The sequence below is a fragment of the Priestia sp. YIM B13486 genome (assembly GCF_042787865.1).
Lineage (GTDB): Bacteria > Bacillota > Bacilli > Bacillales > Bacillaceae_H > Priestia > Priestia megaterium.
Window position 1 is genome coordinate 177,335 of record NZ_JBHZOZ010000002.1, and the last position, 26,870, is coordinate 204,204.

The following is a 26,870-nucleotide window of genomic DNA, read 5'->3' on the forward strand; positions in this document are numbered from 1 at the left end:
ATGTATGGGATTACATGAGTAATCCTGAAGGGCTGATGAAGAAGGTATTTGGAAAGTGCATTCCTGATTTACCGAAACTAGCTAATGCTACTGGTGACATTCTAAAAGGTGGCTTGAAGAAAGCAAAAGATTCATCAATCGATTTCATCAAATCTAAGTTAGATGCATTTATGTCTACTTCAGATGGTGGCGGTGCTGGTTCAACTGTTGGTCCAGATAGGGGATATGGTGGGATGTACCCTTACGTTGAAGCATGGTACAGAAAAGTGAAAGACAAATTCGGCCCTACGAAGTTTATGGGTGGTTACAACAACCGTAATGTTCGTGGTGGAAGTAGTAAGTCCATGCACTCATACGGGCGCGCCTTTGATATTGGTGGGTCTGCTAAAGCCATGTCTAAAATTGCTGAATGGGCGCGTACACACATGAACAACCTTCAATATGCAATTTACAACAGACGTATTGCAGGTCCAGAAATGGGTAAACCGCGGCGCTATTATTCGGGTCAAAATCCCCATGTTGATCATGTTCATCTAGACTTCATGACAGGTGGCGGCGGTGGTAAGGCTCCTTCGGGTGGCGCGTTAGCATGGCGCCCTAAAATTATCCAAGCAGCCAAGCAGATGAAAGAATCCGTATCACCTTCAGAGATAAACGGAATTATTGCTCAGGTTCAACGTGAATCAGGTGGTAATCAAAGCATTATTCAATCATCTGCTGTACGTGATATCAATACACGTAACGGAAAACCTGCGCGTGGATTGTTACAGTATATCCCCCAAACGTTCCATGCTTACGCATTAAAGGGACACGGCAACATTATGTCCGGTTATGACCAATTACTTGCTTTCTTCAACAATACGACTTGGAGACGTGATTTACCGTATGGTCGCAGAGGTTGGGGTCCAAAAGGTAATCGTAAGTATAAAAACGGCACAGGGTTACGTGGTCACTTAGGTGGCGATGCCATTTTGGGCGATGGAAACAAACGTGAACCATTCCTATTACCTAACGGTTTAATGGGGTTAAGTCCTGCGATTTCTACTCTATTCCAATACCTACCGAAAGGAACAGTGGTATGGAAGAGTGTACAAGACTTCATGAACCAAATCAACAACGGCACTTCTTCTATCTTAGGAAGCAACATGCCTTCTGTTGATTTAAGCGGCATTGCATCTGTGACACAAGAAACGAACACAACAAATAACAATGGTGGTATCACACTTAATATGCCTGTCGAACTCCACGGATCAGCAACACAACAAGATGCTGATGACTTGGTGGATATTGTGTTGCCTAAAATTGAGGATTATCTTGTTAATTCAACGCACGCTTACGCTTATAAACAAGGGAGGAAGAGACGATGAGAGTAGACATTTACACAAAAGATTGGGTGAAAGTGGATTTAGATTCACTTAATGTAGTCACAACAAACTTCATACTTGAATCGTCTTCCCCTCAACATACGAGAGAAGATGTTGATATGATGTACGGTACGAACACGCTAGGCACTGTCCTAGCTGGTCGTACTATGCAAGTTACCTTTCACATTCGAGCGGTGGATGCATACGATTTCCCTCTTGTTCGAAATGAAATCTTTAAACTGTTGAATGGCCTTGATGTCGTGTACTTAGTTAATACAAGAGAGTCAGGCAAACGGTGGAAGGTGCGAGTAGAAAGTGCGTATGATACTGCACCTATCGCAATGGTATTCAGTCAGTTTGATATCTCATTCTTTTCTGACTCACCATTTAGCGAAAGTATTGGAACAACACAAGATCCGTTAACGTTCTATGCTGAAAGATGGCAATTTGGACAAGGGATATTAGCAGAAGATGATATTAAGTATACAAACACAGCAAGTAGTTTTAAAATATACAATCTTGGTGATATTACGATTGACCCAAGGGATCCAAAAGCACCTTTAACCATCGAAGTCACCGCAGCGCAAACATCTAGTAACATTATGATGAGTTTAACGAACAATACGACAGGTGAAAGGTGGAGTTACAAAGGGGCGACAACCGCAGGACAAGTTTATCAATTAGCTGGTGTTCAAACCTTGTTAGACGGAACCTCAGTTAGTTCGAAAACAAATTATGGATTGTTGACACTGAAACCAGGATACAACGATATTTCGCGAAACAGCGGGATTTCGAGGGTTAATTTCATCAATCGTTTTTATTATCTCTGATGGGTGGTGAATGAATGGCTAAAATGCTTGTATCAAATGTCGATGAAACAAAGACTGAGAGATTAGTAGGTTACACCGATTTAACAAGAAGTGTCAAAGTTAATGATTTAAACTCTGTTTCTTTTACGGTGGTTCGAAATGAAGTGAATGCAGCAGCGTTTGATTTATTGGAAGATGATTCACCGATTGAATATGATGGTGTACGATACGTTGCTGATGTAGAAAAGCGCCCGTATAAAAACACAACAAAAGCAGTTATCACGACTCAGCATGAATTCTTCTCCAAGATGATTGATCGCAGTTATGTGTACACTACATTACCAACTGCTTCACGCTCTCTGAGTGCGTATATGAGCTTTATTACACAGGATAGCGATTATACCTTCTCTGTTGTCGATTCGTTCGGGATTAAGAAAATTGAGAACTTTGGCGGTTCGAATCCGTTAGATTTATTCAAGAAACTTCTTGCTACGTTTAAAGCGGAGTTTGATGTAGTTGGAAATGAGATACGCTTATACAACCAATTAGGACCCACCCAAAGCTATCCATTTCGTTCGAGAAATAATATATCTGATATCGTCAAAAAAGGCTCAGCAAACAATCTATGCACGTATATCAGGGGGTTTGGTAAAACTTATGAAAACCAAAATGTTTTAAAAGGTGAATCACTCAACTTCCAAGAGCGTTCAAGCGGTTGGGCTAATACAACTGATCCGTATTGGTACACGAATGAAGCTGGGCGAACCTTCACGATGAAATGGAATGGGACAGGCATTCGTTTTTGGTATTTACAAAGTCCTGATGGTGGTGTGTGGGAATTTCAGTTAGACGGAGATCAAACAGCTACCTTATCAACGTGGGGTAAAACAGCAGGATTAAAAAGCGTTAATCTATTTATGGACGCAGTTGAACAAGATCATGTGATCGTTGCTACATTCAAAGGTGACGATGACCAGCATGTACCAAGTACAGGAGCGGGGAAATCGCGTGGTTGGGTAAGGCGCTCAGATACAGAAAACTTAAAGACATTTGAAGTCTATACAACACGTAAAGGTGACGCGCAATACATGGCAGTTGCGGAATATACTTCCCCTTTGGCTGCTAAGTATGGAATTCGCCACCAAGACCCGATTTTTGATGAACGTTTCACGAATCCTACTTACTTGCAATCATATTTACAAGAAAACTTAAATGATAAGTTAGAAATCAGTTATGAAATGAGCTTTAGGGATCTGTCAAAAGCGGGTTACCCTACTCCAAAACCAATTATAGGGGCAAGTGTTCCTTTTATTGTAGAGGAATTAAATTTAACCATCCCAGATGTGCGTATTATGGAGATTACTGAGTATCCCGAATCTGAGAAATCACCTGATATCACAATAGGAAACAGTCGCGAAACATATGGAGAAGTGGTATTCAATAGTTCGAAGCAATTACTTGAAGATTTATTTGATTCAAGAACCAATCGAATTAACCCAAATATGTTGGATGAAGCAACAAAATTTTTTTCTGAAGCCATTAACAATTCTCTTTCACAGGTAGAGTATCCAGTGAATATGGGGATTGTGTTACGAGATCCAAACGATGCAAATAAAATCGTAGTTCCGCGTTCAAATGGAATCGGAATCAGCCAAAACAACGGTGAAGATTATTTAACAGCCATGACAGCAGAAGGAATCGTGGCAGATGTTATTTATAAAGGGCAACTTAACACCAACAACGTTCAAATTGTTGGTGTTAAGTTGCCCTTTTTTATATAGATGGAACAGAGTTTCGTGCGATAGATACTAATAACCCGGATAAGTACCTACGTATTACACCTGGGCAATTATACTCTGCATTAGGATCAATTACGATTGAACGTACAGATGGATTCAAACTAATCCAAGATGTTTATGCCAACTTTGATTTTAATGTTCAATTTTCTATGCCACCTCAACTATCAGGCGGTGTATACGAAGAAGGACGATGGTATAAAACAATGACCACTGACAAGGGTGATGCTGGATATTATAGCTTCCAACATACGGCGCGTTACCTCTACTTGCAACTAGCTTTCTACGCTGATAACGGAAACGGCGGTTACATCTATGTAGACGGTTCAGGTGCAACATCAGGAACCACATACGCAAGTTTTTATACGACCCACAGCATCGGTAATGACTATGCTACCTTCGGTCGTATTTTTGTCGTGGATTTAGGCTCACCTAATGGCAGTCAAAAGTCTGTTTATGTACGTCTTAAAAGCGACAGTACAACAAAAGCGGTAGCTGTTCGACACATTCGCGGTTACTTACGAGGATAAGGAGAGATAGCAATGGGTGAGAAATTATATCAAGTATTTGTCACGGTAGATACTGAAGGAAATGTAACAAGCGCGCAAGTGGGGCGGTACATTGTTCAAACAGAACCCTTCGACTTCTTTTTTATAGAAGATGAAGAGACAGGAAAAGACCTGCAAACGAACGCGAAATATTACAAAGTGGTCCTTAATGGTTTCAAGGCTTCCCTAGTACAAGATGAACCAGCTGTAGAAGAAACACCGACAGAACCAACAAATCCAACAGAGTGAGGTGTGAAAGGCACTATTATTATTTGAATGTTTAATAAACTGGTTAGGGATTGAAGGAAGAAGGATATTAAATCAGTTTATTGATGATGTGGAAAACAACTTTAAAGAAACAACAACTAACACATATAAAACTCAAACAGATGCAGCGAAAGCACTGAACGATTCAATGTTGCTGTGCAAAAATCAAATAGTGTCTATTCGCAAGTAAATGAGCTTGTTATTGGTTCAAATACATCTTCTGCAGAAACTGTACAATCTAGGGTTAGTGTTTACACAGCGGACTGTAAAATGTTTTCTGAATTTTGAAATCCAACCAATATCAAAGGGATAAATTAAAGTTTCAAAATAGGTTTGAGGTTTATGAATACTCTGTATTTACAACGTTTCCTATTTTTGTAAACATGGCTGAACATGATGTAGATTTAGGTGGTATCGAGATTCTTAAATCACGCTTTCTTTTATAAGATACCCGAAAGGTAAGAATGAAAAAGTTAAAAATTACAGAGGCAGATAAAGAAGCAATTTCTTTTATACGTGTAATAGATGTAACAGCAGATGTACTAGAAATCATACGATCCAATCGATTAAATGCTTCAAAAGCGCAAAAATGTCCAAATTAAAAACTTAATATTAAATCACTATAGCAATATCATTCGCCCCATTCGTCTGATTGAAATTAAAGATTCCAGTGACATTTCAAAGGATATCTATATAGACAACATTATTTATGTTAATGCTTTAAAGTAAACTTTCGAAGGAATAGTAGTTCAAGGTGGATCATATGAACCATCTACTTGGTTAACGGTGGGGAAAGCACTCCTAAATGGAGATTTTTTCAAGGGGAGAAAGCCCAAGTGGTTCTATGTCTGATAGACCTACTCGAGCATCAAAAGGTCAATTTTATTTTGATGAAACATTAAATAAACCTATATGGTTTAATAGCAGTAGTTGGGTAGATTCATCTGGGGTGGTAGTTTAAAATGTTATAAAATACAAAAAAACACGTAGAGACAAAAGACACAAAACTTCAATAGAACTAGTCGCATTATTTGTTAAAATAACTATAAACTTGAAAAAAAACTTAAAAAAAACAGAGAAAGATAGTATGATAATACTATTCGGATATGAAAGGTGTAAAAAATATGATTCATAGGTTGGGTATCAACAACTTTAAACAGGCGTTGTTATTTATAATTGCCACGATTTATGTTGTTGGAGTATCGGTTTATCATCTCCTTGTTTTAGTTCCATTGATAGTTTTAGTACCTTATTTTCTAGTGCAACAAAAGTTGTTATATGTATATTCTATTCCTTTTCTCAGTTTGTACCTTCTATTTATATCTTTCGGAGGAACAAACTTCAGTGTTTCCTTTACTGTTTTATGTTTATTAGGTGGTATATCACTTATTAGGTTTTTTGAAGATCATTTGAAACAGAAGATAACAAGGGTTTTCATTATCTATATTTTAGGAATGAGTTTTGGATTAATTTATTCTCCTGATATAAATCTAGGAATAAAGCTTACTATGTACAATCTTCTTGCATTTTTGATAATGCTCGCAGGCCAACAAATAGCAAGTAAATACTCGGTAGAGTCAGTTCTGAAAAATATTGTAATTTTTGGCTTGCCTATTGGAATAGCAAATGTAGTCTTTTTGTTAGTCCCTGATTTGGAAATCAGTTTCTTGCATACTTCAGTAGCTAAGTTGTTTATAGATCCTGGGGCTTTACGTGTCTTATTTGATGAAGGTTACAATAATATACTTGATCCTAGAAAAGCAGGTACATTCTTTGTGAATACTAATATGGCAGCAGTGTTTTTTGGGATATTACTTTGGTCATCATTATCTTTAAGGCTGAAGAGTAAAGTTCGTAGTTATAATATTCCTGTAATTATTTATTTTCTTGCATTATTAAGCACCAATTCACGTGCTGGATTAGGAGCTTTTGTTTTTACACTTTTTCTTCTAATACTTTTAAATATAAAGAAAAAGAAGACTTGGTTTAGATTACTAATTTTTACTTTTCCGATTTTGAGTTTAGGTATGCTTTTTGTCAGCAGTGGACTTTTCGATAATATTGTTTCTAGGCTAAGTATAGAAGCGATAGAATCTGATCCTCGTATGATAATCTGGCAATTTGCTCTTTCACACATTCACCCACTCTCAGGGTTAGGCTACGGAGGATGGGAGCAAATATCATATCAAATGGGAGCGGAATTAGGCAAACTTCCACCACATAACAATTTTCTTATAGCTTGGTCTTGGAGTGGTATATTAGGTGTAATTTCGTTAGCTACATTAGTATTCGGAGTAATGTATATGTCTATGAAAAGATATAAGGATACAGGGAATGCGCTTTATCTAAGTTTAATGGGGGCTTATGGGATAGTATTCTTCGAAGGAATGTTCGATAATTATTTCCTTCATCTTTATAATATTTCTGTGTTATTGTTTTTAATTACAGGATTAGTCTTATTTGATAAAAAAGGTATTAATAACAAAAATTAAACACCTGTTCAGGGTGTTTAATTTTATCAGAAATATTTTTTCTTCACTTAACGAATGCAGTTAATTAGGAAGAAATATTTAAGTTTATAAAGAGAATAATTATTTAAAATAAAGTAAGGAGATCGATTATTATTAAACGATATGAAGAATTAGATTCTATTAGAGGACTGGCCTCTTTGACAGTGGTAATTGCACATTTAATTTCTGTATCTTCAGCGTATGGTCTAGTTGTTGCGCTGGCAAATAGTAGGTTCTTTCATTTATTCTTTGCAAGTCATGAAGCAGTTATAATGTTTTTTGTTTTAAGCGGTTTCGTACTTTCTTTACCAGCTTTAAATGGCAAAAATCAAACATATTCTCATTTCATTTTACGTCGGATCGCAAGGATATATATACCCTATTTAGTTACAATTATAGCCGCAGTTATACTCAAAGAGAATTTTTCAAAAGGAGGAATAGATGGTTTAACAGACTGGTTTAATCGTCTTTGGAATGTTCCTTTTAGCTGGGGGTTACTATGGGAACATATCCTTCTGATAGGTGGCTTCAATACAGATGCGTATAATCCAGTTATTTGGACTCTAGCGCATGAAATGAGAATTTCTATTATTTTTCCTTTTATAATGATTTTAGTATTAAGGCTAAATTGGAGATATTCTTTAGGAATTGGCTTTCTTTTTTCGTGCATAGGTTCTATTCTCCACATGAAATTTGGATTGAACAGAGTTGATTATACTTATTTTTTAAGTATCCACTATATTTTTATGTTCATTATAGGCGCAACCTTAGCAAAGCAAAGAGATATTTTAATTGGTGGGTTTACTAAAATATCGAAAATAAATAAAGTACTATTTCTTATAGTGGGCCTTCTAAGTTATACGTATTCAAGTTGGTTTTTTCCTAACATTGCAATAATTCACAATAGAGCTTTAGAAGAATGGGCTACTTCATTTGGTGTGGCAATTTTAATAATTGTTGCTTTAGGATCAGCGTCAATTTCTAAAATATTAAAAGGAAAGGTCCTACAGTTCCTAGGAAAGATTTCTTACAGTTTATACCTAATACATTTTATGGTTCTGTTTACTATAGTAAATGTTTTTTATAGGGTATTACCTCTTTGGAGTATGTGGTTAATGACTATAGTTTTATCTACTGCACTAGCAACATTGTCTTACCACTTCATTGAACTTAATTCCATTAGGTTAGGAAAGTATTTAACTAGTAACTCCAGGTTTTCTAAAAAGTATAATGATGTAGCTTAATTATAAAGAGGACTAATTTTTAGTCCTCTTTTTGTTTTACAAAAGGGGTGATAATAGAGAAGTTTTATATCCAAAAGTGAAGATAGCAATTAATCAACGCCTTGAGCGTTATTTTTTATGCCTAAATAGAAGAGGTTTCTATATATGAAAGGGGTTAGGAAGATGCCAAAATCAACGGAGGGACAACCAATAGAGACAGTACACAAAGAACTAACTGAAATCAAAGGGAAAATCGATACATTAGCTGCACGCGTATATGCCGTTGAACGAACATTAGACAAACACGATCAACAAATCATCACGTTAAATGAAAAGTTAAGCAAAATTGAAGATAACACCACTTGGATTAAGTGTACCATTATGGGTGGGATTATTACAGCGATTTGTACTGGAGTTATTGGCGGCGCAATCGCTATTTTTTATACCGTTTTACAACAATAGGAGGGTGAATAATGAACAAGGATGTTGCGAAACAAATAACAGGCTTTCTGACAGCTCTATTCCTTTTCCTAGGAACAATTAATGTGAAGTTTGAATGGTTTACCTTAGATAGTATCAACGCATTTGAGGTGGTGATTGTAGCAGCTATTCCATTAGTGTATACATTCTATCGAATTTACCAAAACCACTACGGTACCACAGAGAAAGCGAAGGAGCAAAAGGAAGTCTTAAAACAAAAAGGATTAAAATAAGTCACCTTTCAAGGTGGCTTTTCTAATTGGGAGGAGAAAATCATATGCAAAGTAGAAACCAAAAGAACGTGAAAATTATCGATGTCTCTCATCACAACGGTACAATCAATTGGACGAAAGTAGCGATGGATGGTGTAAAAGGGGCATATATTAAATTAACAGAAGGTACAAGCTTTCTTAGTAAGACAGCATACTCACATTATTTACATGCGAAAAATGCAGGGTTACGCGTTGGTTTTTACCACTATGCACATGCAAACAACGATCCGATTAAAGAAGTGAATTTCTTTCTAGAGAAACTCAGGAACATGAAAGTGGACTTACCACACTGCTTAGACTTAGAAGAAAATAAAGGGTTACCCAAAGCAAAAATAAACGCATTCGGTTTAAAATGGATGGAGCATATTGAGAAAAAGACAGGAATTACACCGATTCTCTATACAGGTTATTCATTTATGAGCAACTTTTCAAGCGCTGTAGCTAAGTATCCTTTATGGGTAGCTCGTTACAGCAGTTTAAATCATGTAAACGGTATGAATAGCCCGGGTTCCTCTACAATATGGAATAAGTGGGCAATGTTCTAATACACGGATTCAGGGAAAGTAAAAGGAATCAACGGGAAAGTGGACGTAAATGAAATGGATCTTGATTTCTTCAAATCAATCGATTCAGGTGTGACGCTTGTAGGTGATGCGAACTCGCAAAGCTCGTACCGTAAAGGAGATTCAGGGCTAGGTGTAAAAGAGTTGCAGCAGAACCTTATCAAGCTAGGGTATACGTTACCTAAATACGGTGCTGACGGAAGTTTTGGTAAAGAGAGTGTTGAAGTGGTAAAAGCTTTCCAACGTGTAAACGGCTTACTTGATAATGGGGTTGCTGGTGAGAACACGTTAGCTAAAATCACAGAGCTATTAAAAGCTAAATCCGCACCTAAACAAGAAGACTTGCCGAAAGTCACATCAATAGGAGATAAATACTCATTCCAAGTGAAATCAAAAGTAGTTGCAGGTGTATACAAATACTCCAACTTAGCTGAGAAGCAAAAGACAATCAGTAATAATGCCATTTTCAGTGTGTACGGCTATACAGAAGGCGCGAAGGCATGGGCAGTTCCTGGTGGCTTTGTAAAAGCTAATGATGTAGAGCCTTTGTTAGTAACCTTAACAACAGGTGGGTTAAGCAAAGACATGGAGGCTGAGTTCCGCTCCTTCTTAAAGGGTGAGAAGATTAACTCAGAGCTTAATATACACGCAAAGGGTAATCCATCAGCCGAAATTACTATAGCAGGGTTACAACTCGTTAAGGTGAAACAATTCCTTGATGTTAAAGGATGGTATTACAAGTAATGAAGAACCTCTGCTCTTATGAGTGGGGGGGTTTTTGGAAAATACTTATGGAAATTTCTTTCAAGTAATAGTATTCTTTTAGCAGGCATATGTTTCAATGAGTGATTGTAATAAGAAATATTTGGAAGTATAGGGGGAGGAAATGGAAAAATATAAATATTTAAACAAAAAAAGCTTAACATTAATGGTAATAATATTAATTATAGTTTCTATTTTCACACTGGGAATTATGAAAGTAAAGGAAGTTTCTTTGCAAGCTCAAAAGAAAAATTTGTTTTCAGACGTAGTTCCTAAAGGGTTGGGAGTTAATATACATTTCACAGGCAATCCTATAGATATTGATTTAATCAAAGATGCTGGTTTTAAAATAGTAAGACAAGATATTTTATGGGAAAACGTAGAAAAAGAACGTGGGGTATATAATTTTAAAAGTAGTGGTTATGATGAATTGAATACGGCATTAATTCAGAATGATATACGTCCATATTTTATACTGGATTATAGTAATAAATTGTATGAAAAGAATCAATCCATTGTAACTAAAAAAGGTCAAGATGCATTTGTCAAATATGTAAAAGAGGTCACAACTAGATACAAAGGTGAAGGCGTAATATGGGAAATATGGAACGAACCTAATTCTGGTTTTTGGGAACCAAAACCAAACATTAAAGAATATTCTTCGTTAGTAAAAAGAGTTTCTAAAACCATAAAAGATAATGATTCGACAGGAATTGTTGTGGCTCCAGCTTTATCTAAGGTAAATTCAGAATCGTTGGTTTGGTTAGAAGGTATCTTTAAAGAAGGAACTTTAGATTACATTGATGCAGTATCTGTTCATCCATATCGTCCTGAGAATCCTGAAACAGTATTATCTGATTATCAGAAGTTGAAATCTTTAATAAGTAAATACAAAAAAGGTGACGTCCCTATTTTAGCGGGAGAATGGGGATATTCTACAGCTGAAAAATGGAAAAATTTCAACGTGACAGAACAGCAACAAGCAGAGTATTTGGTTAGGATGTTTTTAATTAATTTGTTATCTGATGTTCCAGTAAGTGTTTGGTACGATTGGAAGAATGATGGGGACGACCCACTGAATAGTGAACATAATTTCGGTATTAGAGAACAGGATGTTAATATCCCGAAACAATCATACATAGCAATTAATACTTTAACTTACAACTTATCAAATTTTAAATTAAATAGGAGAATTAATGTTGGTAATCAAAATGATTATATTCTTGAATTTACTAATGGAAAAGAAAAGAAGGTAATTGTCTATTGGACTTCAAAGGAAAAACATAATATTAATTTAACTATTAAAAGTAAAAAAAATAAAATAGTTACAATGTATGGAAAAGAAGTAAGTAAGATAAATGGCGATAATGATTTAAATTTAGAGATATCTAATGAACCAACATATATAATAAGTGAATAATGAAGACTATTCTTAATTAAAACAAACGTTTATCTTATTATTCAGATCCCATAATGATAAGTAAAGAATGTGATGAATTGTAATGGAACAACAAGAAGAGAAATACGCAAACATTGATGTAACGAAGATATATGAATACGCTGAGCTACCTGATAAAATTAGTGAATGATGCGACAACTGTAACGTTGTGAAGTTCAAGAGTATAGATGAATTAAGTAAACTAGTGGAATTTAAAGAACAGGGCATTCTTACTGAAGAAGAATTTCAAGAGCAGAAGAGAAATTTATTAACTTCTTAATTAATATAATTATCTATTTTCTAATTGGTCCACAAACTTTCTTCCTAGTTCCTAAGGGAAGAGGTTGTGGACCTTCTTTATGTGTATCTGTTTATTCCGAGTCATCCTCTACGTATTCCCAAAGTTCATCAACAGTACAATCAAGAAGTTTTGCAAGTCTAAAAGCTTTTTTTAACGTTGGTTCTGTTCTTCCAGTAGCCCAACCGTTCACCGTTTGTTTTGTTTCTCCTAATTTCTCAGCAATTTCAATCTGAGACATTTTCAATTGAGCAAAACGAACCTTCAACTTCGAATCCAATTTACCTACACTATCTTTTGGCATGGCAAACACTCCTAAAGTATCCATATATTCCTCCTTTCATTTTATTACCATATCCATATTTGAACAAGGATGCATTTATGAGTAATAAATATAAATTAATAAGTAATAAAAATATTTTAATTTTCAGGTATCAAGTACAAGCACAGCACAATATATTAGGATTACAAAGGTGAGACACAGGAGCGACAAACGCCACACATCATATTAAATTTCTTGTCCGAGTCAGACGCCTAGCAGACAAAAGGAGGTCAACAGAATGATTTTAGGTATTGATAGCGGAAGTTCAGCGGTAAAGGTAGGGACAGAAAAAGGGGTATATTCTTTTCCTTCATGTTTAGGTGAATGGAGACAAAGAAATTTATCTTCTACCTTTGGAAAAGATGATATGGAATTTGAATATCAGGGCGAAAAAGGATTTGCTGGAACGCTTGCTAAATATGAAAGTGAATTTTTACGTCGAATGATGGATAGCACAAAAGCTCATGAAGATGCAAAAATACGCACGTCAATAGCTATTCATCGCTACGGTGGCCCACAAAATGAAATTGTCGTAGGGCAACCAATTGTCCAACATAATGATTATGAGAAGCAAAAGATCAAAGACATGTTAAGAGGGTCATACACTATAACGGTTAACAGTGTAACAAAAACATTCACTATTAACCGTGTAGAAGTTGCTGCAGAAGGCGGTGCAGTATATTGGGCTTTAAATACAAAAGCTCCTTTAATACGCATTATAGACATAGGAAGCGGGAGCGTTAATTACGCAACAATTGAAGATGGCCGTTACATTGATAAAGATAGTTCTAGCCTGGAATATGGCGCTGAATCAACTAAAAGCCAAAATGTTAATTCAATGGTTGAAAGCATTATAGCTCAAACGTCTAAAAAATGGAGAAAAGAAGACGTTGTACTTATTGCGGGTGGCATGGCCGAAGAAGTTCAAGACTTAGTCTCTTCTTATTATAAGGAAGCAAAAGCAATTAAAGTTCCGTATGTAGAAAGTGGTCAAATTGATTTCGCGCATCCTGTTTATGCAAATGCATTAGCATTCTTAAATATCGCAAGGGGGTTATAATGTGTCTAAAAGAGTGAAGAAAGATGTTTCATTTAGTCAGGTAGATCCACATGAAATTAAGTTGCTGTAGCATGCTTTAAAACAAGGTGTATTTTCACGTTATATAAAGCGTTTAATTGATAAAGATATGCAAGGTATACAACCGGTTGAAAGACCTCATTACGAACCGATTTCAACAAATAAGAGCCATATAAGCAGCGTAATTTAATGACGGTTTGGATGACGTTTAAATGGCGGGTGGGTGCAGCTGCTACGCCAATAAAAAGCTTATGATATCAATGCTTATGAACAATATAAAATGGCGTTTAGAAAGGCACTATCTACTTTGTAGATACTATAAGAGGGGTGGAGAAAGTGCATGATTTTTGAAGTTATTTCTTCTTCAATTATTGGCGGGATTTATTTAGCAGCAAAATTGAAGAGTGGAGAAGGGCCAACAAATGATCATGAAAAAATTAAAATGATTGCTGATGTTGTTGGATTAAAAAAAGACGGAAAATCAATTAGGATTCACCGGAAATACAGACCGAAAAACAAGCACTTTACAGAATACATTTATCAAATCCCTTTAGGCTTATCTTTAGATGATTTCAAAAGTCACATTGATAAATTTGAGGACGGATTGAACAACAAACAAACTTCATATTTTCTCAGCTTAAAAGATTTAAAGAAGATTGATTGGGAAAAATTAAGTCAAATTAAATCATTTAAAGATTTACCTGAACAATTCAAACGCATATTTGGAGAAAAGCAGCTGATCCGAAAAAATATAGAAATGAGTTATGACGGAATGTTGCGTATTAAGGTTTATGATAGATCATTGCCGAATTATCTAGCCTTTGATGATTCAGTTTGGAACCAATGTAAAAAGTGGTGTGTGCCAATTGGAGAAACAAAAGATGGTGTTCATTTCATTCGATTAGATGACGGGCATGCGGTTATAGCTGGTACAACTAGATATGGAAAAACAACTTTTCTGCATCTATTGATTACCACATTTATAAATCTCCATCCTGGTGAAGTGGAATTTAGTTTAATTGATCTAAAATCAGGTTTATCTTTTCAGCGTTACGCGGATTGTAAACAAGTGATAAACATGGCCGAAGATCTACCAAGTGCGCACAATTGTTTCAAGAAAATCATTCAAGAAATGAAGCGCCGCAAAGAATTATTTAAGCAGTTAGGCATTGAAAAAATTCAGGATATTAAGCAACCCCTTTCCAGACATTACATTATTATTGATGAAGCAAGTAACCTTGATTTTAGACGGATGGAATTAGAATCAAAAAAGGATATTGAAAAAGCTAAATTGCTTTATGAGCAATGTAAAGCATGGATGAAAATGATTGCTTGTGAATCTGCATCATTGGGGATTTATTTGATCTTTTCAACTCAATATCCAACAGCTGAAATTTTAGATAGTCAGGTAAAAGCAAATACAATTACAAAGATCTGCTATAGATTAGATACCGGAACGCAAAGTTATGTGGTCCTTGATCATACTGGTGCAGAAGAAATCACTATAAAAGGCCGGGCGATTGTTCGAACACCGGACGGTACAGCGCAAGTTCAAAGTTATCTCTTAGATGATAAACAAATTGAGAAAGTTATAAGACCTCATATTGTTATTAAAGCTAGGGAGGATGATGAAGAGAATGCGCCAATTAGCGAAGACATTAGAGAGACAGGAAAAGATACTCTTATCATTGAGCCGGTTTAGTTATTTGAGCCGTTCACAAATTCAGATCATTCATAAAATACCATCTGAACGAACCGCTCAGAGAGTCATGCAACAGTTAAGTAAATACGTTTCTAGTTTCATGGATGGAGAAAAGATTTTTTATCTAAATGCAGAAGGCCGTAAATATACGGGATGTACAAAAATCTGCAAAAAGATGACAACAGCAAGACATTACATTATGAGAAAAGATTTATTTATTGCTTATAATTGTCCGGATGATTGGAAGAATGAAATGCGGCTGCTTTATAAAGATGTAAATGTAATAGCAGATGCTTTATTTGAAAGTAATGCTATCAGACATATTGTTGAAGTGGACCATACACAAAAGATGCAAACCAATAAGGCCAAGATAGAAAAATACCGTAAGCTGATTGAGTACGGCGTTTTAAAAAACATAAGGCTTATTTGGATGACTACAACAAATTATAGGAAGAAGAAGCTGCTTGAAATGATGGGAGATATCAAAGGGCAAGTTTGCACCATATCAGACTTTCATTAGGAGTGATGGACATGTGGAAAAAGGTTGCGATTCAGGCGGGGTTTATGGCTTTAGATTATGGAATGAAAAAGCGTAAGCAAAGTAAAAAGAAGGCTAAAAAGAAACCAGCTAAAAAGGGGAGAAAATAACATGCTATTTGCATCTAAGAAAATTCAAACGGTGGGTACAATTTCGGATTTTATGAATAAAGAAAAGAAAGTTGAAATTCAAGTAGATGTAGAAGCTTCAAATACTAAATGCCTCTATCCAATATCCCTTCCTTTCATCTTAACACCTGCTTTTTTTGATGGTTTCGCCGCTCCTACTTTTGCAGCTGGAACAGGTGCAGCAGTAGAAACAATGGGAAAAGCAGAAGTTTCAAATAAAATCATTTCAGCTTTTGCGCCAATTACTGATCTAGTGCAGGGGTTAGCATATCCAATTACTTTTATCAGCTTGAGCTACGCAGGTATTTTGTTCATTATGAGAAGGAATGAACAGGCAATACAAACCTTACAAGGTGCAGCAATTGGTTTTATTATCGTTAATATGGCCCGCTATTAATGCGTTTGTTGGTTAGCATCACAGCGGGATTTTAAAGGGAGGTAAACAAACATGTGGCACAAAATACAAACAGTAGGTACAATTCGAGAATTCATAGATACAAGCGCGGCTATTGTGCCGCTTGCAGCTGCAAAACATGAAGGTGTATTAACCACACTTACACACTTTTTAAGCAATCCAACTCAAGCGCTAGGTGATAGTGCATTTAACGCTATTAATCCATTTTTAGAAATCACCGGGATTATCTCCTATCCAGTAGCCAGCATTATAATGGTTATAGCGGGCCTGATGTACATTATCGGTTTTCGTGAAAAATGCGTAAGTTGGATGACTAAAACCACAATTACTTATATCATCGTTGAACTTCTACCCTTGCTTCTCAGAACAGCTATAAATTCAATTGTTGCAGCATAAAAAAAGGAGCATGCGGAAGTTGTCCGCGATGCTCACATTTTTGACCACATGACCACAAAAATGACCACGCACTCAAGTTATTTTAAGTTAACTAGGGGTGAAAGCTATTAACTTTCATTTTCAAAACTGTTGGTATTAAGGGATTTTAATAGCTTTAAATAAATTCTAGGACAGGTCGGTTCTTTCATTCCCACAGATATGGAGTCTCTTGGTAAACATAATAGTTCAACCAATTCATAAACAGCAGGTTGGCATGAGAACGCCATGTTTTTAAAGGATTTTTGTCAGGATCATTGTTTGGGAAATAGTGTTCCGGAAGCTTTGGTTCTAGCCCTTTTTCTGTATCTCGAAGAAATTCTTCTTGCAGTGTTTGAACGTCGTATTCTGGGTGTCCTGTAATGAAAACAAACTTTTCATCTTTAGACATCGCCATATAAACACCAGCTTCTTCAGAGTAGGAAAGAAGCTCAAGGTCAGGATGGTTTTTTACTTCATTCATGTCGACGTCGGTGTGACGAGAATGAGGAGAATAAAAGACATCATCAAATCCTCGCAGCAGCTTAATCGGTTCTTCACTCGATACCACATGCGTAAATACACCCGTGCATTTATCAGAAAGAGGTCGCTTGTCAATGCCAAAGTGATGATAAAGTCCAGCTTGAGCTCCCCAACAGATATGAAGGGTAGAAGTCACATTTGTTTTACACCAATCCATAATTTCTTGAAGTTCTTTCCAGTAGTTTACTTCTTCAAATGGTATATGTTCTACAGGTGCTCCTGTAATAATCATTCCGTCATATTTTCGTTCTTTAATTTGTTCAAACGTTTTATAAAACTGATCTAGGTGATTTTTACTCGTTGTTTTGGCTTTATGACTTGCTGTGTAAAGAAGTGTAATATGCACTTGCAGCGGCGAGTTCCCGAGTAAACGTAATAATTGCGTTTCAGCTTTTTCTTTTTCCGGCATTAAGTTTAGGATAACAATATTAAGAGGGCGAATTTCTTGGTTAACCGCGCGCACGTCGTCCATAATGAAAATTCTCTCTTTTTCTAAAATTTCTTTTGCCGGAAGATCACGTGGAATATTAATAGGCAATAAAATTCCTCCTATTCGATTTCGAAGTAATGATGCGTATAAATGTTCTTTCTCACGTGAAAATGAGGTTCAACATTTATGTACAATATACTATTATAGGAATATACAGAATATTAAGCAATTGAATTTTGAAAAAAAAGAGCATTAATATGCGTAATGGCTAAAATGAAATGGTACAATAAGGTTAAACTGGAGCGTCGCTATGCTTTTTTTTGCTTGACTGAAACTCAGTAAAATTTACAGCGCAGTCGTTCCTGTATTCATTAAACTTCATATCTCCCCCAGAAAATGGATTTCATCCTTTTTTGATGAAGTGTTTGAAAAGAATTCTCAGCAGAAAAGGGGTTTTTATATGACAACTAAGAAGCAAATAAAAAGTGATTTGCAAATTGCACAAGAGGCAACGATTAAACCGATTAAAGAGATTGCCGAGCACCTGGATATTTTAGAGGCCGAGCTAGAGCCGTACGGACATTATAAAGCCAAGCTTTCTTTGTCCGTTATGGAACGTTTACACACAAAACAAGATGGAAAAGTGATTTTAGTTACAGCTATTAATCCAACTCCAGCAGGAGAAGGGAAGTCGACAGTGACGGTTGGCTTAGCTCAGGCATTACATAGATTAGGTAAAAAAGCGATTGTCGCCATGCGTGAACCATCTCTTGGTCCGGTAATGGGAATTAAAGGAGGTGCCGCTGGCGGCGGTTATGCTCAAGTGCTTCCAATGGAGGATATTAACTTACACTTTACTGGAGACCTGCATGCCATTACAACAGCTAACAACGCGCTGGCAGCTATTTTAGATAACCATATACATCAAGGAAATGAATTGCGTATTGATACACGTAAAATCACGTGGAAACGAGTGGTAGATTTAAACGACCGCGCGCTGCGTCAGGTCGTCATTGGATTAGGTGGTCCGATGCAGGGTGTTCCTCGAGAAGATGGATTTGATATTACAGTGGCATCAGAAATTATGGCTATTTTCTGCTTAGCGTCAGATTTACAAGACTTGAAGCGTCGCTTAGCATCTATTGTGGTAGCTTATAACATGGACAATGAGCCTGTAACGGTTGCAGACTTAGGTGCACAAGGAGCGCTTACTCTTCTTTTAAAAGATGCGATTAAACCAAACCTTGTACAGACGTTGGAACATACTCCAGCCCTCATTCACGGAGGTCCTTTTGCTAATATTGCCCACGGCTGCAATAGCGTCATTGCCACAAAAATGGCTGCAAAACTAGGCGACTATGTAGTAACAGAAGCGGGATTCGGGGCAGATTTAGGCGCAGAAAAATTCCTGAATATTAAAGCTCGTATGGCAGATATTAAACCAGAAACGGTGGTAATCGTTGCAACAATTCGCGCTTTGAAAATGCATGGGGGCGTTGCTAAAGAGGGTTTAAATGAAGAAAACATTGAGGCTTTAGAAGCGGGAATTGAAAATCTGGAAAAGCATATTGAAACGATTCAGGCATTCGGCGTTCCTTACGTTGTAGCCGTGAACCGTTTTGTGACGGACTCAAAAGGTGAAGTAGAAGCACTTATGAATTGGTGTGATTCAAAGAATGTTCCAGTTGCTTTAACAGAAGTATGGGAAAAAGGCGGAGAAGGCGGCGTCATGCTTGCTGAAAAAATTCTTGAAGTCATGAACGAGACAGAAAGTCAGTTTTCTCCTCTTTACGATGTGTCGGCTTCGATTCCAGAAAAAGTAGAAGCTATTGCTAAAACCGTATACGGAGCACAAGGCGTAGATTTTGCTCCAAAAGCGTTAAAGCAAATACAGCAATTTGAAGCAAACGGTTGGGATCATCTGCCGATCTGTATGGCCAAAACGCAGTATTCGTTAAGTGATGATCAGACGAAGCTTGGGCGACCAACTGATTTTAAGATTACGGTAAGGGAATTCCGTCCTTCACTCGGAGCTGGGTTTCTCGTGGCGCTAACAGGTTCAATTATGACAATGCCTGGCCTTCCAAAAAAACCTGCTGCGCTCAATATGGATATTGACGAGAATGGACATGCACTAGGGATTTTTTAAGAGAAGAGGCTAGGGTAAAAGTATTTTATTTGAAGGGAAATCCGAACGATGAAGCAAGATTCTTGATGAAGAATCAAACTCGTTCGGATTTTTTCATAGTTATGGTAAAAAGAAGTTTCATGGGTGTAGTGGCTTCTAGATATAGATTGGGTGGACTTAGTTGGGTCTCAATCTCTTTCTTGCAAGATAAAACAAAATAACAGGTATGTTATGAATTAATTTGGCAAGAAAGAAGGAGAGCTGACTGTTCGTATTTTATAAAAAAGGAAGTAGTTGAAATGTTTGATCCAATTGTATTTGATAATTTAAAAGTTGTTGTAGAAGGAGAGATCTATGATCTTGACTTGTCTGGGCAAGTATCTGTTACGAATCGCGAAGATTTTGTAGACTTAGCTCAGTTTACTCGAACGTACCGCATTTCTTTTCAACAGCATTTTTGCTGTACCGCGTCGCTAACTTTATCAACCGACTTAGACAACATTCATGCCGAATTAACGCCTTCCCGTGTAGAAAAACCAGGGTGTACAGTTTATATTGATTTTCAGCTAAAAAAACAAAAACCGTTTGAAGAAGCTGAATTTCAAAATATACAGGAAATGTGTGAGCGGATCTGGGGAACAACAAGAGTTGTGAAGCAGCGTATTACTCATGAAGTCGGAGGCAGCGAATACGAAAACAATATTGAGGTAACCTTTAACCGATTTATTTACGAAGACCAAGTAGGAGATTTAATCGAGATGATTGATTACATGCTGCAAACGACTGATCAGTTAAAGGTTCTTTATGACAAATCATAAGAGCGTTTCAGTTGTACTTCCGAAATAAAGTGAATTACAATAGGGAAAAGGAGGCGTTTTGATGAGCGTGTATGAATACTCGGCAAAAACAATTAAAGACGAAGACGTATCGCTATCTAACTATCAAGGTGACGTGCTGTTGATTGTGAATACAGCTAGCAAGTGCGGCTTCACCCCTCAATATAAAGATTTGCAGGCGCTGTACGAAGAAGAAAAAGAAAACGGCCTAACGGTTCTAGGTTTTCCTTGCAATCAGTTCGGCGGTCAAGAGCCAGGAAGTTCAAATGATATTGAACAATTTTGTGAGTTAAACTATGGCGTTTCGTTTCCGATGTTTGCAAAAGTAGATGTAAAAGGGGAGCATGCACACCCGTTATTTACATACTTAACAGAACAAGCACCGGGTCTACTAGGTTCCAAAGGGATAAAGTGGAATTTCACAAAGTTTTTAGTGAATCGTCAAGGTGAAGTCGTGAAGCGATACGCACCTCAAACTGCACCAAAAGATATTCAAAAAGATATAAAAGAATTGCTGTAAAAGCAGGTGGATCTCCATCTGTTTTTTATTTTTCAGCGAGGATTTTCAACCGGTGATCCGCTGTCAGTGAGACGAGCGCCTCACTTTGTGCTAAAATAATGGTGGATATAATTGAGGTGAGCAAATGAATAAAATAGTGGAAACGGAAAAGTGGGTTCAAGCAAAGCTTGCGCATGACACAACGGGTCATGACTGGCAGCATATCGATCGCGTGCGTCGAAATGCAGTGCTTTTATATAAAAAAGAAGGCGGCAATCGTGAAGTTATCGAACTAGCCGCGCTTTTACACGATGTTGTAGATGATAAGCTAGTGGAAGATGTTGAAAAGGCGTACGAAGAAGTGTGGGAGTGGCTGAAGAGTCAGCAGGTAGAAGAAGAGAACTGCAAGCATATCGTTCACATTTTACAAACGATGTCATTTAAAGGCGGAAACCGTCCGGCTATGGCTACGCTTGAAGGTCAAATTGTTCAAGATGCAGATCGTTTAGATGCGATCGGTGCAATTGGTATCGCACGTACGTTTATGTATGCAGGTGCTAAAGGCACGCCTTTGTATGATGAAAACATTGCTGTACGAAGTGAGATGACGGAAGAAGAATACAGACACGGGAAATCAACGGCTATTGCACATTTTTATGAAAAGTTATTAAAGCTCACTGCGTTAATGAATACTCAAACAGCACGGTCTCTAGCGCAAGAGCGACATACATATATGAAAGAATTTTTAGTTCAATTTAAGAAAGAGTGGAATTATCATTATGAAAATGCTGACTGTTGAAAACTTAACAAAAACGTATGGAGAAAAAGAGCTGTTTCATCAACTAACATTTACCATTACGGAAAATGAGCGAATCGGCTTAATCGGTGTAAACGGAACAGGGAAATCAACGCTTCTTAAAATTATCGCAGGTTTAGAGCTCGGAGACGAAGGAGATATTGTTCATGCTAAAGACTACAGCGTGACATATTTACCACAGCATCCGGATTTTGATGAAGACTTAACGGTTTTGGAGCAAGTTTTCAGCGGAGATACGCCTCTTCTTAACTTATTAAAAAACTATGAGCTAGCTCTGTATGCGTTAGAGCAAGACTCTGCAAACGAAAAAAATCAGCAAACATTGTATGATTTGCAACAGAAAATGGATGCGATGAACGCGTGGGAAGCCAATTCTAACGCACAGTCGATTTTAACGAAGCTTGGAATTTCAAATATGAGTGCAAAAATTGGTGAGCTTTCAGGTGGACAGAAAAAGCGCGTCTCCATTGCGCAAAGTCTAATTCAAACACCTGATTTACTGATCTTAGATGAGCCGACTAACCACTTAGATTATGAGACCGTTAAATGGCTCGAAGAATATTTATCCAAATATCAAGGAGCCGTGCTGCTTGTTACTCATGATCGCTATTTTTTGGATGCTGTTACAAACCGAATTTTTGAATTAGACGGTGGAAATTTATATAGCTATAAAGGAAACTATGCTGCTTTTCTAGAAGGAAAAGCGATTCGAGAAGATCAGGAAAAAGCAACTCAAGCAAAATTAAGCAACTTATACCGCAATGAGTTGGCTTGGATTCGCAGAGGAGCAAAAGCACGTACGACTAAGCAAAAAGCGCGTATTCAGCGATTTGATGAATTAGAAGGGAAAATCGATTCCTCTGAAAAAGAATCACTGGATTTAAGTTTAGCAGGCAGTCGCCTTGGGAAAAAAGTGTTTGAATTAAAAGATGTGTCTAAGACGTATGAAAATAAAATCATTCTTTCAGCCTTTACGCACATCGTGAAAAAACAAGATCGAATTGGAATTGTCGGAAAAAATGGAAGCGGAAAGTCCACCCTGTTGAATATGATTGCAGGACGCATTGAGCCGGACAGCGGTGAAATTGACAGAGGACAAACGGTTAAAGTTGCTTACTATACCCAAGAAAGCGATGATATGGACTTGAATCAACGCATGCTTGATTATATTAAAGAATCGGCAGAAGTTGTGCATACGACGGATGGGAAAATGATCTCTGCCTCGCAAATGCTTGAGAGATTTCTATTTCCTTCACATACGCACGGAACACCCATTCAAAAGTTGTCCGGCGGAGAGCGCCGTCGTTTATACTTGTTGAAATTATTAATGACATCGCCGAATGTTTTGCTTCTAGATGAGCCGACTAATGATTTGGATACTCAAACGCTAACGGTGCTTGAAGACTATCTCGAAGAATTTCCAGGTGTTGTGATCACCGTATCGCATGATCGCTATTTCTTAGATAAAGTAGCAGATTACTTATTAGTTTTTGAAGGAGAAGGAAACATTTCGATTTATTTTGGCGCTTATACAGATCAATTGGAAGAAGCGATGAAGAAGAAGCAGGCAATGGTTCAGCAGGCTAAAGTGAAAGAAGAAAAGCCAAAACAGCCGGAGAAAACGAAAAAGCGTCGCTTAACGTATAAAGAACAAAAAGAATGGGAAGAAATCGAAGATAATATTGCAGCAAAAGAAGAAGAAATTGAACGCTTAACAAGTGAAATTGAACAGGTGGGCAGCGATTATACAAAAGCGCATAACCTATCGTTAGAACAAGAGAAAGCAAACGAAGAATTAAGTGCACTGCTTGATCGCTGGGCAGAGCTTTCAGAGCTGATTGAAGAAATTGAAAACGCGTAAACAAGTCGTTAGACTGAGTATAAGGCACATGCTACAATTTTAATGAGAGGAGTACGATACGATATGAACATTAAATCAATTGAGCCAACGCCAAGTCCGAATACAATGAAAATTAATTTAGACGAAGTGCTATCAGGCGGAAAAAGCAATAACTATACGGAAAAAAATGCTGAAGAAGCTCCTGAAGTTGTTCAAGACATCTTGAAAGTAGAAGGGGTAAAAGGAGTCTACCACGTAGCGGACTTCTTAGCAGTAGAGCGAAATGCCAAATATGACTGGAAGCAAATTTTGCCGCAAGTTCGTGCAGCGTTTGGTGAAGATTTGCAAAGCAGCAGTGAACAGCACAAAATGAATGAGCATTTTGGTGAAGTCAATGTGTCAGTTCAAATGTTCAAAAATGTACCGATGCAAGTCAAGCTAACGGACGGAAATGAAGAAAAGCGCTTTGGTCTGCCCGAGCGATTTGCAAAAGCGGTAGCAGAACTTCAACGTTTTTCAGATAATGTGGTATTAGAACGAAAATGGAAAGAACAAGGCGTTCGTTACGGAGAGTTAGCTGCTATCGGAGACGAAGTTGTAGAGGAGTTAGCAGCAGCATATCCGCAAGAAAGATTAACTCGCCTTGTGGCTAATGCACAAGAAGAAAAAGAAGGCGGAAAAGTTGTACAGCCGCGTAAAACCTATAAAGTTACAGAAGAAATGCTAGAAGACAACGATTGGTCAGTGCGCTATGCCCATTTAGAACAAATGGATCCAACAGAAGCTGATTTAGACGTTTTAAATAAAGCGCTTGATGATGAAAAAGCATCTATTCGCCGCTTAGCTACGGTCTACTTAGGAATGATTGAATCAAAAGCGGTACTGCCTTATTTATACAAAGCATTAAAAGATAAATCAGTCACTGTGCGCCGTACTGCTGGAGACTGCATGTCAGATTTAGGTTTTGAAGAGGGTATTCCGGCAATGTGTGAAGCTCTTGGTGATAAAAACAAGCTTGTTCGCTGGCGTGCAGCTATGTATTTATACGAGGTAGGGGACGAGACGGCTCTTTCTGCATTAAAAGCAGCAGAGAATGATAAAGAATTTGAGGTGGATTTACAAATCAAGCTAGCAATTGAACGTATCGAAGGCGGAGAAGAAGCAAAAGGTTCTGTTTGGAAACAAATGACAGAAAGCAGAAAAGCATAAAAAAAAAGATCATTCACTTGAATGATCTTTTTTTACGACTGTTTTGCAGCGGGAGTTGGAAACTGCATAGGCTGCATGGTGTTATCAATTTTAATAGGCTGATAGCCCGACTGCTTTAAGTAAGTCAAAATAGCAGGAAGGGATTGTGCCGTAAAGGATTTATCATGAAATAAAATGACTGGTGTTCTTCCATTGGAGTTAACCCCTTGAATATGAGGTTCAAGCCCCTGAATAATTCTAGGTGCAGAACGAAGTGCCCAGTCTTCGCTGTCTACATTCCAGTCCCATAATTTAAAGTGGCTTAGCAACTCTGTACGGTGGGGCTCTTTTAAATAAGGAACGCTGCCGTAAGGAACGCGGATTAACTTACTGTCAACACCGGTTACTTTCTTAACTGTCGCTTGACACTCCTGCATTTCTTTTAACGCGGCGCCGTCTTCACTATACATGACATCAATATCATGAGAGACGCCGTGACAGCCGATGGCATGTCCTTCCTGTGCTACTTTTTTAGCAATTTCAGGGTGAGCGTCAATTTGATGCTTTAACATAAAAAAAGTTGCTTTTACGTTATATTGACGCAAAGCATCTAAAATATGAAGAGTATCAGGTGTTGGGCCATCGTCAAACGTAAGGTAAACAGGCTGTGTAAGAGCTTGATTTTGATCGTTCACCGTATTTACTACATACATATTATGATGAAGTGTATTAAGCAGCTTCTCAGGCTGTGCTGAAGATGCAGTTTCTTTCAGCGGCAACGCAGTAGATGCTAATACTTGCTGAGATGCAGCGGATTTACTTCCTTTGACTTCTGTAATAAAAAACAAAGAAGCGACGATCACTAACACTAAAGACAAAAATGCATAAAATCGTTTGTTTGGCTTAAATCGTTTGTTCGGTTTAAATCGCTGGTTCAATTTGAAAATCCTTTCTACTAAATTACTATTTACTACTATAGTACAAAAAATGGAATATTAATAGTAAAAATCGACATTTTTATAGGAAAAAATTAGATGATATGACCCGGTTTTAATCTTTTTTTGTCAAATGGAGAAGAAGAATGGGACAACGATAAGGATTTGAAGAGTGAGTAGCTAGATTTTTCCTGGTTTTTATAGTATGCTTTTAGCGTGAATGATTGTTAGGAGGAATGTTAATATGTCAATGGCATATGAAGAATATATGCGTCAGTTAGTTAAACCAATGCGTCAAGAATTAACTCAAGCTGGTTATGAAGAATTAACAACAGAGGAAGCCGTAGTTGATTTTATGGAAAACGTAGAAGGAACAACTTTTGTTGTCGTTAATTCAGTTTGTGGATGCGCTGCCGGTTTAGCACGTCCTGCAGCAACGCAAGCGTACTTACAGTCTGAGCAAAAACCAGATCAAGTGGTAACTGTTTTTGCCGGCCAAGATAAGGAAGCAACAGCTAAAATGCGTGAATATTTTGGTGACATTGAGCCTTCATCACCGTCTATGGCGCTTTTAAAAGGAAAAGAAGTCGTTCATTTTATTCCTCGACATGAAATTGAAGGTCAGCCTTTAGAAGTTATTTTTGAAAACATTTTAAATGGCTTTAAGCAGCACTGTTCATAAAATGTCCTGCTTTTGTCACATCTAGTATATAGATTTTTAGAGAAAAAT

Annotated in this window: 28 protein-coding genes; 25 read left to right on the forward strand and 3 right to left on the reverse strand. The window is 37.3% G+C overall.

The annotated features are described in order from the left end of the window. The first annotated feature begins 14 nt into the window (after window positions 1–14). From ACFX4G_RS05085 to ACFX4G_RS05145, 13 genes are all read left to right on the forward strand, one after another. Window positions 15–1,367, forward strand: coding sequence for a VldE C-terminal domain-containing protein (locus tag ACFX4G_RS05085; RefSeq protein WP_377573090.1), 1,353 nt, complete (start codon window positions 15–17; stop codon window positions 1,365–1,367). Next, window positions 1,364–2,194 carry a phage tail family protein gene (locus tag ACFX4G_RS05090; RefSeq protein WP_377573093.1) on the forward strand — a complete coding sequence of 277 codons (831 nt, stop codon included), beginning with the start codon at window positions 1,364–1,366 and terminating at the stop codon, window positions 2,192–2,194. Before ACFX4G_RS05085 ends, ACFX4G_RS05090 begins: the two co-directional genes overlap by 4 nt. A gap of 14 nt (window positions 2,195–2,208) precedes the next feature. Further along, the gene (locus ACFX4G_RS05095) at window positions 2,209–3,954 is read left to right on the forward strand and encodes a phage tail protein (RefSeq protein WP_377573096.1); all 1,746 of its coding nucleotides are present in this window, start codon (window positions 2,209–2,211) and stop codon (window positions 3,952–3,954) included. Between the two features lie 167 nt (window positions 3,955–4,121). Beyond that, entirely contained in the window at window positions 4,122–4,499 is a 378-nt protein-coding gene (locus ACFX4G_RS05100; protein WP_377573100.1) for a hypothetical protein, read from the forward strand. 12 nt (window positions 4,500–4,511) lie between these two features. Further along, the gene (locus ACFX4G_RS05105; protein ID WP_377573103.1) at window positions 4,512–4,766 is read left to right on the forward strand and encodes a hypothetical protein; all 255 of its coding nucleotides are present in this window, start codon (window positions 4,512–4,514) and stop codon (window positions 4,764–4,766) included. Between the two features lie 1,142 nt (window positions 4,767–5,908). Further along, window positions 5,909–7,276 carry an O-antigen ligase family protein gene (locus ACFX4G_RS05110; protein ID WP_377573106.1) on the forward strand — a complete coding sequence of 456 codons (1,368 nt, stop codon included), beginning with the start codon at window positions 5,909–5,911 and terminating at the stop codon, window positions 7,274–7,276. A gap of 131 nt (window positions 7,277–7,407) precedes the next feature. Further along, the gene (locus ACFX4G_RS05115) at window positions 7,408–8,538 is read left to right on the forward strand and encodes an acyltransferase family protein (RefSeq protein WP_377573800.1); all 1,131 of its coding nucleotides are present in this window, start codon (window positions 7,408–7,410) and stop codon (window positions 8,536–8,538) included. 162 nt (window positions 8,539–8,700) lie between these two features. Next, window positions 8,701–8,979: a hemolysin XhlA family protein gene (locus ACFX4G_RS05120; RefSeq protein ID WP_377573109.1), complete on the forward strand. Its 279-nt coding sequence runs from the start codon at window positions 8,701–8,703 to the stop codon at window positions 8,977–8,979. 11 nt (window positions 8,980–8,990) lie between these two features. Beyond that, window positions 8,991–9,230 (forward strand): phage holin, encoded by a 240-nt coding sequence (locus ACFX4G_RS05125; protein WP_377573113.1) that lies wholly within the window; start codon window positions 8,991–8,993, stop codon window positions 9,228–9,230. 44 nt (window positions 9,231–9,274) lie between these two features. After that, a complete protein-coding gene (locus tag ACFX4G_RS05130; protein WP_377573116.1) occupies window positions 9,275–9,814 on the forward strand; it encodes a glycoside hydrolase family 25 protein in 540 nt (179 codons plus the stop codon). Window positions 9,815–9,853: 39 nt separating this feature from the next. After that, a complete protein-coding gene (locus ACFX4G_RS05135) occupies window positions 9,854–10,576 on the forward strand; it encodes a peptidoglycan-binding domain-containing protein (RefSeq protein WP_377573119.1) in 723 nt (240 codons plus the stop codon). 142 nt (window positions 10,577–10,718) lie between these two features. Continuing rightward, window positions 10,719–12,014: a cellulase family glycosylhydrolase gene (locus ACFX4G_RS05140; RefSeq protein WP_377573121.1), complete on the forward strand. Its 1,296-nt coding sequence runs from the start codon at window positions 10,719–10,721 to the stop codon at window positions 12,012–12,014. A 187-nt stretch (window positions 12,015–12,201) separates the two neighbouring features. Beyond that, window positions 12,202–12,312, forward strand: a complete 111-nt coding sequence (locus ACFX4G_RS05145) for an SHOCT domain-containing protein (protein WP_377573124.1) — start codon at window positions 12,202–12,204, stop codon at window positions 12,310–12,312. A gap of 91 nt (window positions 12,313–12,403) precedes the next feature. Here the strand turns inward: ACFX4G_RS05145 and ACFX4G_RS05150 are convergent, their stop codons facing one another. Then, window positions 12,404–12,658, reverse strand: coding sequence for a helix-turn-helix transcriptional regulator (locus ACFX4G_RS05150; protein ID WP_377573127.1), 255 nt, complete (start codon window positions 12,656–12,658; stop codon window positions 12,404–12,406). Window positions 12,659–12,890: 232 nt separating this feature from the next. Between ACFX4G_RS05150 and ACFX4G_RS05155 the strand changes: the two genes are divergently transcribed. From ACFX4G_RS05155 to ACFX4G_RS05175, 5 genes are all read left to right on the forward strand, one after another. Further along, window positions 12,891–13,712 (forward strand): ParM/StbA family protein, encoded by an 822-nt coding sequence (locus ACFX4G_RS05155; protein ID WP_377573130.1) that lies wholly within the window; start codon window positions 12,891–12,893, stop codon window positions 13,710–13,712. 358 nt (window positions 13,713–14,070) lie between these two features. After that, on the forward strand, window positions 14,071–15,432 hold the full coding sequence (locus ACFX4G_RS05160) for an FtsK/SpoIIIE domain-containing protein (RefSeq protein WP_377573133.1): 1,362 nt from the start codon (window positions 14,071–14,073) through the stop codon (window positions 15,430–15,432). Then, window positions 15,368–15,952 carry a replication-relaxation family protein gene (locus ACFX4G_RS05165; protein WP_377573136.1) on the forward strand — a complete coding sequence of 195 codons (585 nt, stop codon included), beginning with the start codon at window positions 15,368–15,370 and terminating at the stop codon, window positions 15,950–15,952. The genes ACFX4G_RS05160 and ACFX4G_RS05165 overlap by 65 nt, the downstream gene beginning before the upstream one ends. Before the next feature lie 129 nt (window positions 15,953–16,081). Then, entirely contained in the window at window positions 16,082–16,495 is a 414-nt protein-coding gene (locus ACFX4G_RS05170) for a hypothetical protein (RefSeq protein WP_377573139.1), read from the forward strand. 51 nt (window positions 16,496–16,546) lie between these two features. Then, window positions 16,547–16,909 (forward strand): hypothetical protein, encoded by a 363-nt coding sequence (locus ACFX4G_RS05175; protein ID WP_377573142.1) that lies wholly within the window; start codon window positions 16,547–16,549, stop codon window positions 16,907–16,909. A 184-nt stretch (window positions 16,910–17,093) separates the two neighbouring features. On the opposite strand, the gene metA is transcribed toward ACFX4G_RS05175, so the two are convergent. Further along, entirely contained in the window at window positions 17,094–18,005 is a 912-nt protein-coding gene (gene metA / locus ACFX4G_RS05180) for a homoserine O-acetyltransferase MetA (protein WP_028408808.1), read from the reverse strand. 352 nt (window positions 18,006–18,357) lie between these two features. Between metA and ACFX4G_RS05185 the strand changes: the two genes are divergently transcribed. From ACFX4G_RS05185 to ACFX4G_RS05210, 6 genes are all read left to right on the forward strand, one after another. Next, entirely contained in the window at window positions 18,358–20,046 is a 1,689-nt protein-coding gene (locus ACFX4G_RS05185; RefSeq protein WP_377573145.1) for a formate--tetrahydrofolate ligase, read from the forward strand. A 278-nt stretch (window positions 20,047–20,324) separates the two neighbouring features. Continuing rightward, window positions 20,325–20,843 carry a hypothetical protein gene (locus tag ACFX4G_RS05190; protein WP_043982023.1) on the forward strand — a complete coding sequence of 173 codons (519 nt, stop codon included), beginning with the start codon at window positions 20,325–20,327 and terminating at the stop codon, window positions 20,841–20,843. A gap of 61 nt (window positions 20,844–20,904) precedes the next feature. Then, complete coding sequence (locus ACFX4G_RS05195) at window positions 20,905–21,381, forward strand: glutathione peroxidase (protein ID WP_025752029.1); 477 nt, start codon at window positions 20,905–20,907, stop codon at window positions 21,379–21,381. Between the two features lie 124 nt (window positions 21,382–21,505). Continuing rightward, a complete protein-coding gene (locus ACFX4G_RS05200) occupies window positions 21,506–22,159 on the forward strand; it encodes an HD domain-containing protein (protein WP_043982025.1) in 654 nt (217 codons plus the stop codon). Beyond that, window positions 22,140–24,038, forward strand: a complete 1,899-nt coding sequence (locus ACFX4G_RS05205; protein ID WP_377573149.1) for an ABC-F family ATP-binding cassette domain-containing protein — start codon at window positions 22,140–22,142, stop codon at window positions 24,036–24,038. Before ACFX4G_RS05200 ends, ACFX4G_RS05205 begins: the two co-directional genes overlap by 20 nt. A gap of 63 nt (window positions 24,039–24,101) precedes the next feature. Continuing rightward, window positions 24,102–25,226, forward strand: a complete 1,125-nt coding sequence (locus ACFX4G_RS05210) for a conserved virulence factor C family protein (protein WP_377573153.1) — start codon at window positions 24,102–24,104, stop codon at window positions 25,224–25,226. Between the two features lie 32 nt (window positions 25,227–25,258). Here the strand turns inward: ACFX4G_RS05210 and ACFX4G_RS05215 are convergent, their stop codons facing one another. Beyond that, window positions 25,259–26,143 (reverse strand): polysaccharide deacetylase family protein, encoded by an 885-nt coding sequence (locus ACFX4G_RS05215; protein WP_377573157.1) that lies wholly within the window; start codon window positions 26,141–26,143, stop codon window positions 25,259–25,261. 241 nt (window positions 26,144–26,384) lie between these two features. Between ACFX4G_RS05215 and ACFX4G_RS05220 the strand changes: the two genes are divergently transcribed. After that, complete coding sequence (locus tag ACFX4G_RS05220; RefSeq protein WP_013056693.1) at window positions 26,385–26,822, forward strand: BrxA/BrxB family bacilliredoxin; 438 nt, start codon at window positions 26,385–26,387, stop codon at window positions 26,820–26,822. The last annotated feature ends 48 nt before the right edge of the window (window positions 26,823–26,870 follow it).

What these genes read in the sequence shown, in the direction of transcription:
- ACFX4G_RS05085 (WP_377573090.1), top strand. Translation starts at nt 15, where the DNA reads ATGAGTAATCCTGAAGGGCTGATGAAGAAGGTATTTGGAAAGTGCATT.
- ACFX4G_RS05090 (WP_377573093.1), top strand. Translation starts at nt 1,364, where the DNA reads ATGAGAGTAGACATTTACACAAAAGATTGGGTGAAAGTGGATTTAGAT.
- ACFX4G_RS05095 (WP_377573096.1), top strand. Translation starts at nt 2,209, where the DNA reads ATGGCTAAAATGCTTGTATCAAATGTCGATGAAACAAAGACTGAGAGA.
- ACFX4G_RS05100 (WP_377573100.1), top strand. Translation starts at nt 4,122, where the DNA reads ATGCCACCTCAACTATCAGGCGGTGTATACGAAGAAGGACGATGGTAT.
- ACFX4G_RS05105 (WP_377573103.1), top strand. Translation starts at nt 4,512, where the DNA reads ATGGGTGAGAAATTATATCAAGTATTTGTCACGGTAGATACTGAAGGA.
- ACFX4G_RS05110 (WP_377573106.1), top strand. Translation starts at nt 5,909, where the DNA reads ATGATTCATAGGTTGGGTATCAACAACTTTAAACAGGCGTTGTTATTT.
- ACFX4G_RS05120 (WP_377573109.1), top strand. Translation starts at nt 8,701, where the DNA reads ATGCCAAAATCAACGGAGGGACAACCAATAGAGACAGTACACAAAGAA.
- ACFX4G_RS05125 (WP_377573113.1), top strand. Translation starts at nt 8,991, where the DNA reads ATGAACAAGGATGTTGCGAAACAAATAACAGGCTTTCTGACAGCTCTA.
- ACFX4G_RS05130 (WP_377573116.1), top strand. Translation starts at nt 9,275, where the DNA reads ATGCAAAGTAGAAACCAAAAGAACGTGAAAATTATCGATGTCTCTCAT.
- ACFX4G_RS05140 (WP_377573121.1), top strand. Translation starts at nt 10,719, where the DNA reads ATGGAAAAATATAAATATTTAAACAAAAAAAGCTTAACATTAATGGTA.
- ACFX4G_RS05150 (WP_377573127.1), bottom strand. Translation starts at nt 12,658, where the DNA reads ATGGATACTTTAGGAGTGTTTGCCATGCCAAAAGATAGTGTAGGTAAA.
- ACFX4G_RS05155 (WP_377573130.1), top strand. Translation starts at nt 12,891, where the DNA reads ATGATTTTAGGTATTGATAGCGGAAGTTCAGCGGTAAAGGTAGGGACA.
- ACFX4G_RS05160 (WP_377573133.1), top strand. Translation starts at nt 14,071, where the DNA reads ATGATTTTTGAAGTTATTTCTTCTTCAATTATTGGCGGGATTTATTTA.
- ACFX4G_RS05165 (WP_377573136.1), top strand. Translation starts at nt 15,368, where the DNA reads ATGCGCCAATTAGCGAAGACATTAGAGAGACAGGAAAAGATACTCTTA.
- ACFX4G_RS05170 (WP_377573139.1), top strand. Translation starts at nt 16,082, where the DNA reads ATGCTATTTGCATCTAAGAAAATTCAAACGGTGGGTACAATTTCGGAT.
- ACFX4G_RS05175 (WP_377573142.1), top strand. Translation starts at nt 16,547, where the DNA reads ATGTGGCACAAAATACAAACAGTAGGTACAATTCGAGAATTCATAGAT.
- ACFX4G_RS05185 (WP_377573145.1), top strand. Translation starts at nt 18,358, where the DNA reads ATGACAACTAAGAAGCAAATAAAAAGTGATTTGCAAATTGCACAAGAG.
- ACFX4G_RS05190 (WP_043982023.1), top strand. Translation starts at nt 20,325, where the DNA reads ATGTTTGATCCAATTGTATTTGATAATTTAAAAGTTGTTGTAGAAGGA.
- ACFX4G_RS05195 (WP_025752029.1), top strand. Translation starts at nt 20,905, where the DNA reads ATGAGCGTGTATGAATACTCGGCAAAAACAATTAAAGACGAAGACGTA.
- ACFX4G_RS05200 (WP_043982025.1), top strand. Translation starts at nt 21,506, where the DNA reads ATGAATAAAATAGTGGAAACGGAAAAGTGGGTTCAAGCAAAGCTTGCG.
- ACFX4G_RS05205 (WP_377573149.1), top strand. Translation starts at nt 22,140, where the DNA reads ATGAAAATGCTGACTGTTGAAAACTTAACAAAAACGTATGGAGAAAAA.
- ACFX4G_RS05210 (WP_377573153.1), top strand. Translation starts at nt 24,102, where the DNA reads ATGAACATTAAATCAATTGAGCCAACGCCAAGTCCGAATACAATGAAA.
- ACFX4G_RS05220 (WP_013056693.1), top strand. Translation starts at nt 26,385, where the DNA reads ATGTCAATGGCATATGAAGAATATATGCGTCAGTTAGTTAAACCAATG.